We start from the raw sequence: 18,011 nt of genomic DNA on the forward strand, positions 1-18,011 counted from the left end.
CCTGACAGAGTACTCTGATGGCAGGTATACCGGAGTAATTCATTCGTCCCACAGCACATAAACCAGTACCTGAGCCTGTACAGATACATGAACTCTTTCATTATAGTACTCGTTATGCTGACTTTGATTCAGGCAGCGGCTGACGTAACGCATGATAAAACCTACCCATCGTGCGACGTGCAGGCGCAGCGTAGTGTTAAAGGCGAAACGGGTGGCAGCGTCACAGATCCGCTTAAGGCGTATATTACCCAAAGGGTTAACATACTGCAGGCTGATATCAGTACGGCACGTAAAGCCCGAAGGCTCGAATGCATTGCGGTATACCGGTGCGGTCCTCATGCTGATTGCTGCCTGCAGCAGGCTCTCAGGGCATGCATGCGGCTGAACGTATCTGCCTGTCGCTATTTTATACAATAGTTATCCCCCGTTTCTGTGGATAACATGCAGTCAGTGGTGCTGTTCCGGATTAGCATCCAAAGATCTGTTTCTGTCTTCTGTCACTTCTGCCGGGTGCCTTCCGGCAAACTGACAGGCATCCCTGTGGACGGTCATCATGCTTCATGATTCAGGCGATAATGCCAGAGCCCGTATTTTTCAGGGGGGTAAAGTCAGCGCCGATATATTCTTCTGCTCTGCCGGAATACGGCCGGGTCGCCCAGCGCAGCCTCAGAGATTTCTTTATCCCGGTGGGATGCACGCGCCGTCTTCAGAGACGGGGGTGAGCTGCTCACAGCTATTCACCCTGAAATAAAGGACAGGCCTGAATAGAGCTGGCGAGTGATGCTCAGAATGTGCACTCCTTCAGGGCCCTAAGATGAGTGACATAGTCATGATGCGGACCTGCGACCTGCAGATTCTGAACCGCACAGATTTACTTTACAAAGTGCCATACATATTCAGGGACACGATCATACAGCTTACCTGTGACCAGCTCTGCTTTACGATGATCATAAGCCTGTGTCATCGCAAATTCGTGGGAAGGATCCCCGGTGTAGCAAAGGTGCTCATAAACCTTTTCAAGCGTTTCCGGCGTGGAACAGCGACGGAATTTCAGCAGCCATTGTTGTCGGGTCATAAGGCTCTCATCCGGAATAATGAGGAAAAGGGAGGTTGCAGCTAAAGTAATAGAAAAATATCAACAACTTATAAATAGCCTCTCAAACGGCAGGGTTCAGATATGTATGCCTGAATGATGTTGCTCTGCCTACAAGGGGCAGTCTTTTACTCTCTGCCCGCAGGCATTAGCGCATTCTTAAACTAAGCGGTTGGTTATACTGGCAGGAGGTAAACAGGATATGGAAAACCTGAGAGACCCTGAAACGGCAATGCAGGCAGAGAAAAACGGCGGTGCCGGGTGCCTCCCGGTGAAAAGCATGAGCTTTCCGCAACAGTATCATCATCCCCCCCAGAATTATGATTACCTGTCGCCCCTCCGCTGAGAAGAGATTCACCGCCATTTTTTAATTGCCCGCTAATACAAAACTCCTCCAGCCTGTGCTTCAGGCGCAGCACACCAGATCCGTTGAACACCAGAGGAAAGCAATTCGTGCCTGATGTGCCTGATGTGCCTGAGACATACATGCCACTGCAGATACCGGAGTAAACAGACAATACCGCAAACGATCACCAGGGACCTGCTCATCAGCTGCACAAAATAAATATCGTAAACTCACAATATTATTGTACACCATTTTATCTTTTGTACAACTTTACCACTTGCGGTGGCAGTTAAATATTATGCAGAAAGGTTAGTCTTGAAAGCGATGCTTTCAATTATCGACGTCATGTCGTTCACCTTCGAAGCGCTCACTGAAATTGCGCTCATGGTATCAGACATGCGCTTGACGTCAGCCGCACCTGATCTGCAGAAACATGTAGTCTCGCATCCGCACTGCCAGTTCGCAGCTAAACACCGGGAGACAGCAACACCACTGCAATAGCGAAACATTTCATGCACATAATAAATCAGGATATTTCTGACAGTGCCGGTGGCTAGCCGGGCCAGCGCGCTGATAACACTGATGGGAGAGAAAAGTGCGTGGTATAAATAACTGCCGTGACACCCGGCATACCGGGCGGGATTGTTTTTTTCATAATCAGATGGCTTCGCGAGTCTCCGGCCAAACAATGAACGCCCCTTCAGGCGTGAACAGGCTGCCCTGAAAATCAATAATGCCGGCTGCTTCAAGCCACATCCACTCTTCAGGCCAGTTAACTTCTGCCGCGATTATATTAATCTCCAGTGCCGAGCAGCAGCGGATAATAGCCTGAACAACAGCCTGCTTCGGACCGCTTCTGTGAATATCCCGCACAATTGTAGCGCTGATACGTACCCGATCAGGTTGTACATTTACGAGTAGTGATAACCCGGCAGAACCGTCACCAAAATTATCAATGGACAGACTGATACCCGCCTGTTTCAGCTGACGGACCGCTGAAGAAAACATGTTCAGCTGAGAGATAACTTCCTTTTCGCTTACCCCAAGTACGATTTGCTGAGGCACCAGGCCGGCATCTTTAACAGCACTGACGATGCGGCTTACGGCGTCAGCCACGAAAACCAGTATCATTGGCAGAATGCTGATATAAAGCGTTATCCCGTCCGGGAAGGATCTGCCCGCGTTCTGAAGGGGCTTCAGTAACTGCGTTCAGGTGTTACCTGAACCGTAATCAGAGCAGGTTCACCAGCAGGACCTGTATCTGAACAGGCCCGGCCAGATTTACCTGAGCGGGCCTGTTCCATTATTTATGTGCTATGAAGTTTCTGATTACGGCGTTCATTCCACCGGTACTACATTACTTCAGGACGATACGAACAATTTCGTCAGTGCCCTTCGTGGAAGAATCTTTATTAAATTCCGCTTTCAGGGTGACAAACAGCGTGTTGTTATCAGGCCCAATCAGCAGGCTATTGGGGTTTTTATCGAACGACCAGCTGTTTTTTACCGCATAAGTCGCGGCATCCAGTTGCAGCACTTTCTTCGATTCGCGCTGGCTGATGTAAAGCTCATTGCGCTTAGCGTTGAACTTAATGCCCAGCGCATCCCCTTCGATACGTTTGATGACCTTTCCGGTGCGCTCATCAAATATCAGCGTGACTTTGCCTTTGGAATCGTCGGTCACAAAAAGGCGACCGGTTGCTGGATCTTCCGCCATGTTCAGGAACAGGTACGCTTTGCCATCACCTGCCGTCCAGCGCTTCTCAATTTTGTGGCTGCGCGGATTGATCACCAGGATTTCACCCGAGCCATTGGCCGCATAAATGCGATCAGTCAACGGCGAGTAAATGATACCGGTCACCCATTTACCGGCATTTTTAATTTCGGTTTTAAGCTTGAAGGTGCGGGTATCCACCACGGAGATATAGCCCGGATCGGCCACACGGCCTACATAAAGTTCGCTGCCATGCCACAGGACTTCACGCGCACCAGCCGGATAGCCCTCTTTACTGATTTTGCCGGGGAAGACCAGACGCTGAAGCACTTTGCCACTCTGGGCATCTACTTTTGAAATCGCGCCATCCAGCGAGTTGGTAGTGTAAAAGACCTCACCCGCTTCATTGATAGCAGTACCGAAGTTTTTCATGTCAGTATGCGTTTCACTCTGCGTGGTCAGCGTGGCTGGATCGAGGCGATAGATGATTCCGCCATTTACATTTTTAAACGCCTGCGCGCTGGCGACAAACAGCGCTTTTGAGACAGGTGAATAAGCCATTTCGTACAGACCATCCCCCAGAGCGCGTTGTGTCACTGCAGTATTAACCGGCTTAGGCGCTTCGGCGGCAGGTGCATCGGCTTTTTTAGCGGGTGCCTGACACGCTGTCAGGCTAATGGCAGCGGCAGCAGCCATGGCAACAGCGGCTTTGCGCGGACTTAACGATTTCATGCAGAACTCCGTCAGAATAAAAAGGATCCGGGCTGGTCTGACCGCACGGAAGAATGAGAATCATACTCATTAACAACCAGTAATCAAATTAACACGCTGATTTCTCTTTCTTCATGCTGTCTGACCGCTGGATAAACATCTCAACCTTCCTGTTTACGACGCGTTTTACACCCTTTTTCAATGCGAAAATCAGGTAAACCTCAGTAACTAAATGGCCATCAATCAGACCATGAGTCTGATTTTAAAAGAATTAACATAAAGTTACACTTTTAGTTGAATCCTTTGCGGAATATATAAAGCAAATGATTATCATTGGCGTTCTCACGACTTCTCAGGCTTCTTCCGCCAGGAATGAACTGATAAAAATAATAAACAAAATACAACCGCGAATCTTCGTACCAACGTTAATGGAAAATTTATGGCTCGTAGTGGCAGGGAATCAGATAGTCAAAACGTTTTCAGCATCTCATTGCTGGCACTGGCGGTACACGCCTTCGTTAACCCTGCTCTGGCGTCAGCAGAAACCTCGCAGGATATGGTCGTCAGCGCGACGCCCGCCAATAATAGTGAAAGCGATAAGCAGAATTACGCTGTCCAGACCACCCGCGCGGGCACCAAATTAATGCTGACACCACGTGATGTGCCGCAATCCCTTAGCGTGGTGACACAACAGCGAATGCACGATCAGGATTTGCAATCCGTTAACGATGTGCTGACCAATGCCACCGGTATCTCCACCAATCTGATCGACAGTGAACGCTCCGAGTACTATTCACGCGGCTTTAAGGTCAGTAACTTCACCTTCGATGGCATTCCGACGTCGGTCAACGATACGTGGAATTACGGCGATGCCGCGTCCGACACGGCTATCTATGACCGCATTGAGATCGTGCGCGGGGCAACCGGGCTGATGACCGGCGCGGGTAGCCCGTCAGCCTCTATCAACATGGTGCGTAAACATGCCGACAGCAAAACCGCTACTGGCACGCTGAGTGCCAGCTACGGCAGCTGGAATAAACAGCGGTATGTGGCGGACCTCTCCTCTCCGCTGAACGGCGACGGCAGCCTGCGTGGCCGCGTTGTGACCGGCTATACCGATCAGCAGAGCTGGCTGGACCGCTACCAGAAAACCAAAAAATTTATCTACGGCGTGATGGATGCCGATCTGACTGAGAAAACTACCCTGTCGCTGGGATACGACTATGAAGATGACAATACCGGCAATCCCACCTGGGGTGGCCTGCCGATGTTTTACAGCAATAACGCCACCACGCATTACGATCGCAGCCTGAATTCGTCAGCCAACTGGGCACGATACAACACCAACTCGCGCAAAGTCTTTGCGGACATCGAGCATAACTTTGATAACGGCTGGAATATTCATATCAACGGCACACACGCCGAAAACACCTTCAGCGATAAGCTGCTCTATGTGATGGGCAATCCCGACCAGGAGAGCGGTGAAGGGACCACCGGCTACGGCAGCATGGATCGCGGCAAGCGTAAAATGGATTCCATTGATGGTTTCGCCAGCGGACCATTTGAACTCCTGGGCCGTCAGCACCTGTTAATGGCCGGCGCAAACTACAGTCGCCAGCACAATGCCACTTACAGTCAGGATGGTTTCAGCGATGTGGAGGCGCGTGAGATCTCCGCTGCTGATATGGGTATTTTCAATAACCACTGGAACGGTAACGTAGCAGAGCCTGAGTGGCAGGGCTGGTATCTCAACGATGATGACACGGTTCGTCAGAAATCGGTGTACAGTGCTGCACGTCTTTCACTGGCCGATCCGCTGTCACTCATCGTTGGCGCACGCTATACCCAGTGGAGCACGAACGGCAGCAGCGGAGAGATGACCAAAAACAACACCACGCCTTATGCCGGGCTGGTCTATGACATTAATGATACCTGGTCCGCCTATGGCAGTTACACCGCCATTTTCCTGCCGCAGACGTATCGTGATACCCACGGCAGTTACCTCTCGCCTGTCACCGGGAAAAGCTACGAAACCGGTCTGAAATCGGCCTGGAACGACGGACTGCTGACGGCAAGCGTGGCGATTTTCCGCATTGAGCAGGATAACGTCGGTCAGCCGCTGGATGGCGTTTATCTGAGTGGCAGTGAGCAGGCCTATGTCGCAGCCAAAGGTGCCGTGAGTAAAGGTGCCGAGTTCGAGCTGAATGGTGCGCTGACTGATAATCTGCAACTGACCTTTGGCGCAACCCGCTATGTGGCACGTGACCAGAGTGGCCGCTTTAACAGCTATCAGCCACAGACCTCATTTAAGCTTTTTACCCGTTATCAGCTGGCCGCAATCCCCGACCTGACTGTCGGCGGTGGCGTCAACTGGCAGAACCGGGTGTTTAAGGATGTGACCAATGCCAGCGGCGACAGCGTACGGGTTTATCAGGGCAGCTATCCGCTGGCCTCACTGTTTGCCCGCTATCAGGTGAATAAGCAGGTCGCGGTGCAGGCCAACGTCGATAACCTCTTTGACCGCGAGTATTACAGCTATATGAACAGTTACGTATACGGTGAGCCACGAAATGTGAACGTCAGCGTTTCGTGGCAGTTCTGACAGACTGATTAATCAACGTCTGTCCATGGCATAAAGCGGACATGAGTATCAAGCAATGTCCGCTTTTTGTCAGAAGCGGACATACCTGCTTCAGTTACCAAATCCATCAAAACTGCGCTGCTATCTTTTGCGCGCTCGCTTTTTGTAACTGCAATGAATCCAGGAGCGGCCTTCAGGGCTGAGGGGTCTTTTTTATTTCATCGAGATAGTTGCAGACAGTGTACCGGGTTACACCGAGCCCTCTGGCAGCCATTTCCACACCGCCACGCACGATGAACAGCCCTTTTCCCTGCATCTGCCGGACGATCCTGCTCTTGTCTTTTTTTGTTGCGCCACCCCGCAACTGCCCGGAAGGCGGAATGCAGGCACGGGTAATTTCATCCTTTTTGCCTCAGGTCCCGATTCGCCACTTTCGGCTGCAGTTGCCTGTGAACGCATCAGGCGTGGCAGCGCTTCACGGGCTGCGCCACCTCGCTGTAATCGGCATTAAAGCACAGTGACGGAGTGGCCTTTCCGCTCTCATCCCTGAAAAGAACCGTCGAACTGTGCAGCGGTTTGCCCCGCGAACCGTCCGTAAGGTAGTGAGTAAATATGACGGGACCGGTTTTCTCCGGGTAGGTTTCCTGTGCGAGAAGTCCCGTAAACCCCATATCACTTTCAGTGACCTTCAAGAAGAGAGCAGCCGACCTGCCTGCCGGAAACATGACCATTGGTGATCCTGAGTACTGAGGCTTCAGGGCGTTCCGGATCGTGCAGCACGATTTCCATATGCTGTCCGGCTACAGAAGAAAGCGCCTCCATAACAGCGTTCAGTTCGCTGATAAGGCTGTTTTTTGCATGTTTTTCTGACACATAAGCGCTCTGGTTTAAGAATGGGGCGGATATATAAACAGATTATTGCGGCCTTAACAAAAGGACCTGACCCAGCCGCTTTCCCGGCTTCTTACTTCCCTTTGCACACGAGGACGCCATAAAATAAACAAAATGTTGATATTTAAACTTTACGTTGATAACGTCTGCTGCCGTACAAGCAGGATAAGGATAAGAAATTAATGAACGAAGCAATCAGACGTTATAGCAGTGCCCTCCCGTTTCCTTTTGCCACGGCTACGGAAGTAAACGGCATACTGTATCTGTCGGGTCAGGTTTCCATGACGGCACAGGCCGAGCCTGTATACGGCGATGTAGCCGCCCAGACTGATACTATTTTTGGCAACATATCGAAGACGCTTGAGGGGATGAGTTCGGACTTTGACAACATATTTAAAGTCACCGTGTGGCTTTCAGATATGAAACATTTTGCTGAATTTAATCGTGCCTGCGCGAAGTGGTTTAAAAACGGATTTCCGTCCCGTTCGGTTGTCAGCTGCAGTCTGGCATTTGATCTGGATGTGGAAATTGAGGTTCAGGCGCTTGCGGGAAAGCCGCATCGCGATGACGAATGTGACTAACCTGCGGGCAGGACAATATGCAATTACATATCAATACCCCACTGATTCACTCCCGGCCTCTGAGTCAGACAGCCGGGCGTAACGTCTGGCTTAAAATGGATGCACTGCAGCCCTCCGGCTCGTTCAAAATTCGGGGAGTGGGCTTTGCGTGCCAGGAATACTATCAAAAAGGGGCGCGCAGTTTTATCTCCTCGTCCGGGGGAAATGCCGGACTGGCTGTTGCCTATGCAGGCCGCATGCTTGGAATTCCTGTCACAGTCGTCGTACCGGAAACCACCTCAAAGCGCGCAATACATTTGCTGCGCCTTGAACAGGCCAGAGTCATTGTTCATGGCAGCTCCTGGCAGGAGGCCAATCAGCTCGCCTGTACGCTGGTGGGAGATACGGATGCTTTCATCCATCCTTTCGATGATCCTCTTCTGTGGAAGGGTCACGCCACTATGATTGATGAGGTGGTTGCTGCGGGAGTACGTCCCGATGCCGTTGTTTTATCTGTCGGCGGCGGCGGTCTGATGTGTGGCGTCATGGAAGGTCTTGAGCGAAATAGCCTGGGTGACGTGCCCGTCATCGCCGTGGAAACGGAAGGCGCCGCTTCATTTCATGCCGCGGCTAATGCCGGTCAGCCCGTAGAGATAGAGACTATCAGCACGGTTGCAACCTCTCTGGGCGCTAAACGGGTTTGCGATAAAGCCGTTGAATATGCTCTGTCACGTTCCGTTGTCAGCAAAAAGGTAACAGACGCCAGCGCCATTCGTGCCAGCCTTCAGTTTGCTGACGATCACAGAGTAGTGACGGAGCCTGCCTGTGGAGCTGCACTGGCATGCGTTTATGAGGGAAAAATTATTCTGGACTCATTCAGTCATATTCTGGTGATTGTCTGCGGCGGTGCCACGACAACGCTGGAGCAGCTGATGCTGATGTCCGCCAGGCTGAATATCAAAGGTGCCTGAAATGTCCGAAACTAAACATGCTGAACGGCGCATTGTTATCTGCACGATTACAGGGATGCTGGCTCTTTATCTCCTGATCACCCTGAGTACGATTCACTGAGTGATCACTATCGTGGTAACTAAAGGTAGCGGTAGGGTTGAGCAAGCTGGCTTTGCCGACAGGGATTACAGAACTGTTAACACTAACTCCCGATTAGTGCCAGAAGCAGACGTTTTGAACATCTGCATTTATTAATACATGCCGAACAGATTTTACTGCATAGGCATGCAGACATATCAGAATTATCAGGGGCGTTTACAGGAGGCCGAACAGGGAAAGTAACGAAAATGCCTCCCAGACCACAAACCCGCTATGGGACCAGATGGGTGTGCGAGCAAGAACTTAAATACGACGAGAAAAAACTGTTGATCTATCAAGCCAATTCCCTTGCTGTGAACTCTTAAGCGTCTAATCTGGTTTGTTTTTCACTCTATAGCGTAGCCTGTGATTACACTAAGGAGTTTGCTTTAAAAATGTCAGGTGCCGTCGGCGCGTTGTCCGTGTTTATCGGGGCAGTTTCCTGTGATATGCCGGGAGTGAGACTGAGCCGGGTCATCGCAAGTGGCACAAGGATTGAAAAGTTTTATCCCTATACAATTCCTTATTTCATTCGTGCTGTTTTCCTACTCTATCCTGGCTGAATCGCAAAGCTGGCCCGTTCCATGTGCGTGATAAGCTGCTAGTCCTTGTAACGGGCATTCCTATCCTGTGCATCACTTACTGTTTCTACAATGCTGTTTACTAAGGGGGGGCTTACCGACTTTAACGCTACTCGTCATGCCGTCCGCCTGGATGATGCCGGTGCTTAATGCGCTCATCAAGAAAAACCGCTGAAGCGTCGGGAGGTTGCTGGCTTCATTTTATTTTGGTGGGTATTGTGATCTTAACAAGTATTTTTCATGGCAAGGTAAAAATCAACTATCAGATTTTGTGGCGATTGGCAGCAAGTATTTCTTATAGCCTTGTAATTATTTCATCATCAAATATTGCGAGCGGTTTCCATATCATTGATAAGGCCAGGCTCCTGAATTTTGATGCATTTATGGCCTGGGCTTTATGTTTAACAAAAACATTAATATTGACCCAACGAGTGACGGTAGCTTGAGGCCTGCCATCAAGGCTGTATTTTAATTTATTTCCCAGTGTTACTTTACGCCTTTGGAATGTCAAAAATTAACTCTTCTGTTACAGGCATGTTGGTGACAACAGAATTACTCGCAGCATTCCTGTTTTCGTATTTGATATTGTCTGACTCAATCATAATAGATCAGCTTGCAGGCTGCGCCATCATGATATTGCCTTTTATTTATCCAGTTATTGTCTCAATATTCAGTAAGGAAAGCCTGAGCATTAAAATGTATATTACTGAAGCGGTTATCATCTCATTTTCATGTTTTTGTCACGCTACGGGAATATTTAAGCAGGATCGCATATCAGGCGCAGCAAACGAAGCGAAACATGTTTAATGCAGGTCGCCGTTTAGCCGGTCAACCTGAGCATTGCTTACGGGTGAGATGGGTTGAACAGCCATCGATGTGAGAACAGAGAGCCGCGTATTTAACCCAGGCTGGAAACTCAAAATAATCCTGGCTGAACTGCTCCTCTCAAGTGGACATAATAGTCTCTTAACAATTTCCGCGACAGCCACAATACAGACATATGCACAGGCTTCCTCACACCAGGTGCCAGAAGCGGTGCTGACTGTTAATGCGCTGTCATTAAATAAATATTTTTTAAAGAAGACAACCATTACTATCTGGACAATTTTTTTCCGTACACTTAGCCTTAATAAATACCATTAACTATTTTAGGTTTTGTCATTATGAAAAGTGATATCAGAGCACTTGATCTTAACCTTCTCAAGGCGCTGGATGCGTTACTGAGTGAAGGTAGCGTAACCCGTGCAGCACTACGTCTTTCCCTGACGCAGCCGGCCGTCAGTGGCATGCTCACCCGCCTGCGTGACTATTTTGGCGACCCTCTTTTTGTCCGTACAAGCCACGGTATGGTTCCTACGCTACGAGCGATAGAACTTTCTGCCCCGTTAAAACAGATTCTTACTGATATCGCCATTATGCTGGAGCCAATAGAATTTGAGCCCCTGACGGCAGAAATGACCTATACCATTGCTGCAACTGATTATGCCCTCAAGGTTATTATCATTCCTCTCATCGCTGCGCTGAAGCAGCTTGCGCCGCATATTAACGTCGCTGTGAGATCTCTTGATAGTGGACGCCTGTATCAGCAGCTGGCCTGTGGAGACATTGATTTGGCCTTTGTCACTCCACAAACTGCACCCGATGATCTGCATGCGCGCGCGCTTTATGAAGAAAAATACGTGTGCGTAACGAATAGCCATCATCCTCTGACCGCAGCATCAAAAATGACAATAAAAGATTTCTGTGAACAGGAACATATACTGGTGTCGACAGAGGGAAGTTTTGCAGGTGTGACGGATGAGGTTCTGGCTGGGCTGAAGCTTAAAAGACGTGTCAGTATTTCTGTTAACAGTTTTCTGGTAGTACCCGATATTTTAAGAACAAATAACATGATTGCGGTTATACCAAGCCGTTTGGTGCCGGCTGATAGTGACCTGATTACCCTCCCCTTACCTCTAAAAATCCCTGGCTTCATCAAAAGCATGGTCTGGCATGAACGTACTCATCGTGACGCGGCTCATCAATGGATTCGCGCTTTGTGCGTAAAGGTAAGTCAGCAGCAACCCATCGTGATATAATGTTTTTTATTAAGACTATAAATAATAGCGATTGGCGTTATAACCCGATTATGCAAATAATTATCACTGCTACGGTGATTTCTGATGCCGCAGCGGAATGGTCAAAATAATGAGATGGCATGGCAGGGAAAATTTATGAACGCGATTTACTGGCCCGAAGGTTTTGTTCCAGGTTTCACTGACAACTTTGTTTCAAATGAAATGATCATCGCTGGTCTTAATGTCGGGAGCGTCTGGCCTTTTCTGAGTCAGCCATTACTATGGCCGGATTACTATAAGAACTCAGCTGATGTACGTTTTTATGATAATAAGGGGCCGGAACTGGGAAACGGCGTGCGCTTCTATTTCAGCACCTTTGGTTTTCCGGTTGAAGCTAAGGTTGTCGAATTTATTACCCCTTCAGAAGGTAAGCCTGCCCGACTCGCATGGCACGGATGGTCCGGCGAAGAAAACACTGCTCAACGGCTCGATGTGCATCATGCATGGTTACTGGAAAATCTTGCTGGTAACAGGGTGCGTATTCTGACACAGGAAACACAGAATGGCGTACCGGCAAAAGATCTGGCGCATATCCGCCCGAACCCGATGCTGAATGGTCATCAGGAATGGCTTGATGGCCTGATTAACGCTGCAAAAAATAATTACTAATCTCTAAATTCATCTTACTGAGGTTGCAACTTTCCGCAGCCTCACTTTTTCTTTTTGCTATTACACCTGGCAATGCAGAACTCAATGTTCGATTTCATTTGCTAGCTACCTGCTTTCGGGCTTTCAATCTGAGCTTAGCAGCGCTGACATCTCTCTATTTCGTTATGATTTTTCTTTACCGAACACAGATTACACCTTGATTATATTCCCAGCTGTAGATTAATTTCTAATGAATCAAATGGACAAGTAAAATTCACAGGCTAAACTGCATTTTACTGGTCAGGAGTAGAATTCGGTTAACCCGGGCAGAGTTTGAAATAATCCTAATGGCAATAGTCGAATATACGAACTTCAAATTATAAAACACGAGAAAATTTTGAAATGATTACAATAGCGAATAAAAAATAAGGAAATTAATTTAAATCATCCTGAAAACATGCCTATAAATCATAATTTAACGTCTGATTGGACGGTTGCTTCATGCGATTTAACACCCCATGAAATCTGACAGACGCCTTAAAGTCCACACAGCTGCGTGGTTTTTTCTTTTTTGATGCCTTATCAATATTGTCTGTCCGCACATTCCGGCAACGCCGGAATCAGTATCTTAAAAAATCACTGTTCTGACTCCGCTCTTTCTTCGCAAAAACCGGCAAACGAATCTGATGCAATCTAAGCGTCCCCTCTCACCTGCTCTTCACCCGAAAGCGGCGCGCATTCAGCCATTGATAAACTGCGTTTCACACTGCCGGGCTATCTCCCACAGTCTGTTACGGATGACCTGCTTAAGTTGCAGAGTGGACTGCGACTGTGGCTTGTCACGACGGCTGATCAGCATCACTTCAAACGGCAGAGGTTGCGCGATGGGCAGCAGTTTTAGCTGTTCGGCATAGCGACAGGCGGTAAAGAGATCCACCACACCCACGCCGCCACCTGCCAGCACCATATCCGCGATGACCGAATAGGTTTTGATCGACAACGACACGGCGGGATTAAGTTTCTTATCACGCAGCGCACGATGCAGGACGCGTCCAAGGGGATCCTGAGCCTGCATCATCAGTAAATTATTGTCGCATAACCATTGCAGCGTAACGGGTTCATGCCGGGGATGATGGCGCGGTAGCAGCGCCACCATGGAGGACTGGAACAGAGGCTCAGCCAGAAGATCCGCATCGACCTGCTGCCCAAAGACCAGCGCGAAATCGAGCTGATTCTCCAGAATCATCTGGCATAAGGTGCTGAAGTGCTCGGTGACCAGTTCGACACTGACTGAGGCCATCTGTTGCCGCCAGGTGACCAGCGCCGGAGCCATCACCATCTGACCAAACGCGTGCGCCGCGCCAACGCGCACTAACTGCCCTTCGCCACGCCGCAGCTGTTCGGTGAGCTGGGTAATGGATTGCAGACGCTGGCAGAGATCGTCGATTTCAGGCAACAGGCGACGCCCTTCTGCCGTCACACTCATACCCTGAATACGTCGCTCAAACAGCGCAAATCCCAGTTGCTGTTCAGCGTGATTCAGCACACGGCTGATATTCGGTTGCGACACATTCAGCAGGCGCGCCGCTGCGCTGATGCTGCCGGTCTGTACGATGGCCTGAAAGACCTCTATATGGCGGAGCCGCATGATGATTTATCCTGGATGGAATACCGGACCCAAAGGCCTCTCCGACAGGCTGCACCGGGGGAGAGTGAAAGTAATTGTTCCCCTGTTGCAAAAACTGTACCGCAAAACCAGCGCAGGCTCAGCGACCTGTCACGCACCTTTTCGCATCTGGCAGTCCCGTCTGAAGCCTCTGCAGGGAGCGGGGCTCGCGCTACCGTGGTGCAGCTTTAATCAGAAGCGTGGGTTTATCGGGTTGAGGCCAGCAGAAATCCTGTCCCGCCAGAGTAAGGATGGGCATGTACAGTATGCCGTTCAGGAGAGTGCCTGGTAGCGCGGAATCAGCACAACAGCAAAGGCAGCCTGAACGGGCTGACGTTGCAGGCAGCCCTGGAATGATGTCGCTACGACTGGGTACTCGCCAGATAGGAGAATGCACTGAGTAAGCTGATTAACGTCTCCATCTTCTCCGCCTGATAACCCACGGTAACGGCATCCAGGCGCGTGATGCCAGGGATCAGGCTGAACAGATCGGCCAGCACCGGTTTTGTGGCCTGAAGCTGCATAACGTAAGGCGCTGTGAGGCGAGTCGTGTTTACCTGAGAAGGATGCTGCGCTGCAGCGCTCGCTGCGGCCGCGATCGCACGCTGTGCCGCCTGCGGACTGATCGATTCCGCGCTGGTGTGCGAAATGGCGCGTTTCACACAGACGTAATCGACCGCCGGGTAGTGTTGCGCTATCCAGCTCTGTAACTGATCGTCGCCGGTGACCAGCAGCAATGGCGTACCCTGTTCAGCGGCGGCGGCGGCATAAATATCGGTTTCGCCCATCACCAGACCATTGATGTGTATACGCCAGAACGCACGTCCATTGATGGTATGCGCCAGTACGCCGGATTCACCCGCTGCACTGTGAAACCCCACCAGAAACAGTCCGTCGAACCGCTGCTGTTCTATCCCTTCCACCATCGACAGGCAGCGAGGTTTGCCCTGCACCAGTCGGGCGCGGGGATCGATATTTTCCGCACGTAAATTGGTCATCTGCGCATGGCTATCGGCAACAACTACTTCCGTTGCGCCGCCGGCGAACGCCCCCTCAATCGCGGCATTCACTTCCTGCTCCATCAGACCACGGGCGATCTGATGCTCCGGGTGACCGGGTGTGCACTGCTCCGGGCGCATGACGCCCGCAATACCTTCAATGTCGGCCGAGATAAAAATTTTCATGAGGTTAACCTATCCAGAATCTGCGTCAGTGAGGGGCGATGGTGGCCGCGAAAGCCGGTAACAGCCTCTGCGCTTAGTAAGGCATCCAGTACCGCCTGTTCAGTGGCATCTGCTGCCGCGGCAAGCAGCGGCTCCAGCGTGTCGTCCTGCGGCGGTTGCGGCAGCGGTTGGGTGGAAAACGCCACCGCAATATCGCCCGAGCCATGGCCCCAGTAACTGCCCAGCCGTCCCAGACCGGCACCGGCCCGTTTTGCGATGCGCTTCAGCTGACGGGCATCCAGCGGGGCATCTGTGGCCATGATGATGATGACAGAACCGGCATCCAGCTGCGGTGTGTGCCCCGCCAGCAGCGACGCGATCATCTCACCCGCCCGGACGCCATCGATCGTTAAGGCTTCCAGTGCGCCGAAATTGGCCAGCACCAGCACGCCAAGCGTGGCGTTAAGTGAAGGAATAATACGCGAGGCGGTGCCGATGCCGCCTTTCAGGCTGAAACAGCTCATCCCGCGTCCTGCGCCGACGCTACCGCGCGCGAAGTCAGCGGAGGCCGTCTGCAGCGCCGCCTGCGCCATCTCCTCACTGACAGCCAGTGCCTGAATATCATTCAACCAGCCATCGTTGCACTCCAGCACCAGTGGGTTGACCGTAGGCAATGTCCGGCCCAGTTCCGGGTTACGACGGATAGCCTCCCGCACCAGCGCGGTAAACAGCGTGCCAACTGCCAGCGTGTTACTGAGCAGGATCGGCGTCTGCAATATACCCAGCTCATCTATCTGAATCAGCCCGACGGGTTTCGCAAAGCCGTTCAGCACCTCAGCCCCACACGGCAGCGGCGTGAGAAACAGGTTGTCGCCCGGCGGTACAATAGCGGTGACGCCCGTCTGCGTTTCGCCATCATTCAGCGTGTCATGTCCGACACGCACGCCCGCAACATCGCTGATGCGATTCGTGGGTCCGCATACGCTTCGCGGCTGCCCAAGCTGACGCAGGTCACGCCAGCGATCCAGCAGCAGGTCGCGCTGCAGTTGTTGGTAATCCATCTTCAGCCCTTGAGTTTGGGATCGAGCGTGTCACGCAGCGCATCGCCAAGCAGATTGAATGCCAGCACGGTAATGAAGATTGCCAGCCCGGGAAATACGCTCATGTGCCAGGCGCCGGCCATCATCATGCTACGGCTCATCGCCAGAATATTGCCCCATTCCGGCACATCTGGCTCCGGACCCAGTCCAATAAAACTCAGACCTGCCGCCGTCAGAATACTGGTGCCAATGCGCATAGTGAAATAGACAATCACGCTTGAGAGCGTGCCGGGTAAAATATGCCGCAGAATAATCACGCGGTCTGGCGCACCGGCACAGCGCACGGCTTCAACATAGGCAGCCTGCTTCAGAGAGAGCGTCGACGCCCGCACGATACGGGCAAATACCGGTACGCTGAAGACCGCGACCGCGATAATCACATTGTTCAGGCCGGTCCCCAGCAGCGCCACCACCGCAATGGCCAGCAACATGCCGGGGAACGCGAATAAGACGTCGGCACCGCGCATGATCAGCATATCGACCCAACCGCCGTAATAGCCCGCCAGTAAGCCCAGCATAACCCCGACCAGCATGCCCATCGTCACGGACAGCACGCCGATATAGAGCGAGATACGCGCCCCATAGATAATGCGGCTGAGCAGGTCGCGCCCCAGCTCGTCGGTTCCCATCCAGTGAGCCGTGGAAGGCGGCGACGACAGCGCCATCCAGTCCGGAACCATGGGATCCCAGGGCGCCAGCCAGGAGGCAAAAATCGCCACCACAATTAACAGCAGCACAAACCCGCCAGAGACCAGCGCCAGCGGATTTCGCACAAAGGCATGCAGAAAGTCGCGCCACGGCGAACGAATGATCTGAGGCGGGTTGTCAGTCAGCGATTGACTACTCATTTCGGCTCCTGTCGCAGACGAATGGCCGGATTGACCACCGCGTAAAGCAGATCGACCAGCAGGTTAATGACAATAAATTCAAACACGAACAGCATCACCAGCGCCTGAATCACCGGTTGATCCTGCGCTTTGATCGACTCAATCAGTAACCAGCCTAATCCCGGCCAGTTGAAAACACTCTCCACGACGATGGATCCGCCCAGCAGAAAACCAAACTGCAGACCCAGCATGGTAATCACCGGAATGAGCGCATTGCGCATCACATGTTTCCACGTCACCAGGCGGTTACGCAGCCCTTTGGCTTTAGCGGTACGCACGTAATCTTCCTGCGCCACCTCCAGGAAGGCCGAACGGGTAAAGCGCGCCATGACCGCCGCCACCGACGAGCCCAGCGTGATGGCGGGCAGGACAATATCGCTGGCCCTGTTAAAGCCGCTGACGGAGAACAGCCCGAAAGGCATCGCGACGAACTGGATGAGCAACAGTCCCAGCCAGAAAGCCGGCATCGAGATGCCACCTACCGCCACGCTCATCAGCGTCCAGTCCTGCCAGCGTCCCCGTTTCAGGGCCGCCATCACGCCAAACAACAATCCGAGAATAACGGACCAGGTAAAACCCGCTAAGGCGAGCCACAGCGTCGGCATAAAGCCCTGCCCAATCACCTCCCGCACCGGTTGCTGGGTGCGATAGGTGATGCCCAGATCGCCCTGCAACAGGCTGCCGATCCAATGCAGATACTGCTGCGGCAGCGGATCGTTCAGCCCGAGATGCTGACGCGCCGCCTCGACTGCCTCAATGGGCGCATCCGGTCCGGCATAAATGCGCGCCGGGTCGCCCGGCATGAGCTTAATAAAACCGAAAACCAGCAGCGAGACCACCAGCAAAACCGGGATCATCTCCAGTAATCGGCGAAGGATGTATGCAAACATGCCATTCCCTGAAATGAGGTGACGGCCTTCTCAC

General features: G+C 51.7%; 18 protein-coding genes. 7 read left to right on the plus strand and 11 right to left on the minus strand.

Annotation, left to right across the window (positions count from 1 at the left end; all coding sequences use genetic code 11):
• Positions 1-871: 871 nt before the first annotated feature.
• The 3 genes from QSK07_RS15815 to QSK07_RS15825 all read right to left on the minus strand — a co-directional run bounded on the left by QSK07_RS15815 (position 872) and on the right by QSK07_RS15825 (position 3,885).
• Entirely contained in the window at positions 872-1,075 is a 204-nt protein-coding gene (locus QSK07_RS15815; RefSeq protein WP_285721932.1) for an Hha/YmoA family nucleoid-associated regulatory protein, read from the minus strand.
• 1,021 nt (positions 1,076-2,096) lie between these two features.
• On the minus strand, positions 2,097-2,639 hold the full coding sequence (locus QSK07_RS15820) for an EAL domain-containing protein (RefSeq protein ID WP_502921724.1): 543 nt from the start codon (positions 2,637-2,639) through the stop codon (positions 2,097-2,099).
• Positions 2,640-2,796: 157 nt separating this feature from the next.
• Positions 2,797-3,885, minus strand: coding sequence for a YncE family protein (locus QSK07_RS15825; RefSeq protein WP_098050825.1), 1,089 nt, complete (start codon positions 3,883-3,885; stop codon positions 2,797-2,799).
• Positions 3,886-4,303: 418 nt separating this feature from the next.
• Here QSK07_RS15825 and fhuE point away from each other — a divergent pair, with 418 nt between their 5' ends.
• On the plus strand, positions 4,304-6,466 hold the full coding sequence (gene fhuE, locus QSK07_RS15830) for a ferric-rhodotorulic acid/ferric-coprogen receptor FhuE (protein ID WP_285721934.1): 2,163 nt from the start codon (positions 4,304-4,306) through the stop codon (positions 6,464-6,466).
• A gap of 172 nt (positions 6,467-6,638) precedes the next feature.
• Here fhuE and QSK07_RS15835 read toward each other — a convergent pair whose 3' ends face one another.
• From QSK07_RS15835 to QSK07_RS15840, 3 genes are all read right to left on the minus strand, one after another.
• Positions 6,639-6,809: a helix-turn-helix domain-containing protein gene (locus QSK07_RS15835; RefSeq protein WP_285721936.1), complete on the minus strand. Its 171-nt coding sequence runs from the start codon at positions 6,807-6,809 to the stop codon at positions 6,639-6,641.
• Between the two features lie 94 nt (positions 6,810-6,903).
• Entirely contained in the window at positions 6,904-7,176 is a 273-nt protein-coding gene (locus QSK07_RS22865) for a PAS domain-containing protein (protein ID WP_352230967.1), read from the minus strand.
• A complete protein-coding gene (locus tag QSK07_RS15840) occupies positions 7,124-7,318 on the minus strand; it encodes a PAS domain-containing protein (protein WP_285721938.1) in 195 nt (64 codons plus the stop codon). The genes QSK07_RS22865 and QSK07_RS15840 overlap by 53 nt, the downstream gene beginning before the upstream one ends.
• A 200-nt stretch (positions 7,319-7,518) precedes the next feature.
• Between QSK07_RS15840 and QSK07_RS15845 the strand changes: the two genes are divergently transcribed.
• The 6 genes from QSK07_RS15845 (at position 7,519) to QSK07_RS15870 (ending at position 12,292) form a co-directional block, all read left to right on the plus strand.
• The gene (locus QSK07_RS15845; RefSeq protein ID WP_285721940.1) at positions 7,519-7,917 is read left to right on the plus strand and encodes a RidA family protein; all 399 of its coding nucleotides are present in this window, start codon (positions 7,519-7,521) and stop codon (positions 7,915-7,917) included.
• Between the two features lie 17 nt (positions 7,918-7,934).
• Entirely contained in the window at positions 7,935-8,867 is a 933-nt protein-coding gene (locus QSK07_RS15850) for a pyridoxal-phosphate dependent enzyme (protein WP_285721942.1), read from the plus strand.
• A gap of 848 nt (positions 8,868-9,715) precedes the next feature.
• Entirely contained in the window at positions 9,716-10,012 is a 297-nt protein-coding gene (locus QSK07_RS15855; protein WP_285721944.1) for a hypothetical protein, read from the plus strand.
• Positions 10,013-10,070: 58 nt separating this feature from the next.
• Positions 10,071-10,373 carry a hypothetical protein gene (locus tag QSK07_RS15860; RefSeq protein WP_285797969.1) on the plus strand — a complete coding sequence of 101 codons (303 nt, stop codon included), beginning with the start codon at positions 10,071-10,073 and terminating at the stop codon, positions 10,371-10,373.
• 356 nt (positions 10,374-10,729) lie between these two features.
• Positions 10,730-11,644 (plus strand): LysR family transcriptional regulator, encoded by a 915-nt coding sequence (locus QSK07_RS15865; RefSeq protein ID WP_285721946.1) that lies wholly within the window; start codon positions 10,730-10,732, stop codon positions 11,642-11,644.
• Between the two features lie 135 nt (positions 11,645-11,779).
• Positions 11,780-12,292: an SRPBCC family protein gene (locus QSK07_RS15870; RefSeq protein WP_285721948.1), complete on the plus strand. Its 513-nt coding sequence runs from the start codon at positions 11,780-11,782 to the stop codon at positions 12,290-12,292.
• A 718-nt stretch (positions 12,293-13,010) separates the two neighbouring features.
• On the opposite strand, the gene QSK07_RS15875 is transcribed toward QSK07_RS15870, so the two are convergent.
• From QSK07_RS15875 to QSK07_RS15895, 5 genes are all read right to left on the minus strand, one after another.
• Positions 13,011-13,919, minus strand: a complete 909-nt coding sequence (locus QSK07_RS15875) for a LysR family transcriptional regulator (protein ID WP_285721950.1) — start codon at positions 13,917-13,919, stop codon at positions 13,011-13,013.
• Positions 13,920-14,299: 380 nt separating this feature from the next.
• Positions 14,300-15,121 (minus strand): M55 family metallopeptidase, encoded by an 822-nt coding sequence (locus QSK07_RS15880; RefSeq protein ID WP_285721952.1) that lies wholly within the window; start codon positions 15,119-15,121, stop codon positions 14,300-14,302.
• On the minus strand, positions 15,118-16,161 hold the full coding sequence (locus QSK07_RS15885; RefSeq protein ID WP_285721954.1) for a DmpA family aminopeptidase: 1,044 nt from the start codon (positions 16,159-16,161) through the stop codon (positions 15,118-15,120). Before QSK07_RS15885 ends, QSK07_RS15880 begins: the two co-directional genes overlap by 4 nt.
• Positions 16,162-16,163: 2 nt before the next feature.
• Complete coding sequence (locus QSK07_RS15890) at positions 16,164-17,048, minus strand: ABC transporter permease subunit (protein WP_285721956.1); 885 nt, start codon at positions 17,046-17,048, stop codon at positions 16,164-16,166.
• Entirely contained in the window at positions 17,045-17,977 is a 933-nt protein-coding gene (locus QSK07_RS15895) for an ABC transporter permease (protein ID WP_098050842.1), read from the minus strand. The genes QSK07_RS15890 and QSK07_RS15895 overlap by 4 nt, the downstream gene beginning before the upstream one ends.
• Positions 17,978-18,011: the final 34 nt, after the last annotated feature.

The sequence above is a fragment of the Pantoea sp. QMID4 genome, from assembly GCF_030270445.1.
GTDB classification, from domain to species: Bacteria; Pseudomonadota; Gammaproteobacteria; order Enterobacterales; family Enterobacteriaceae; genus Pantoea; species Pantoea vagans.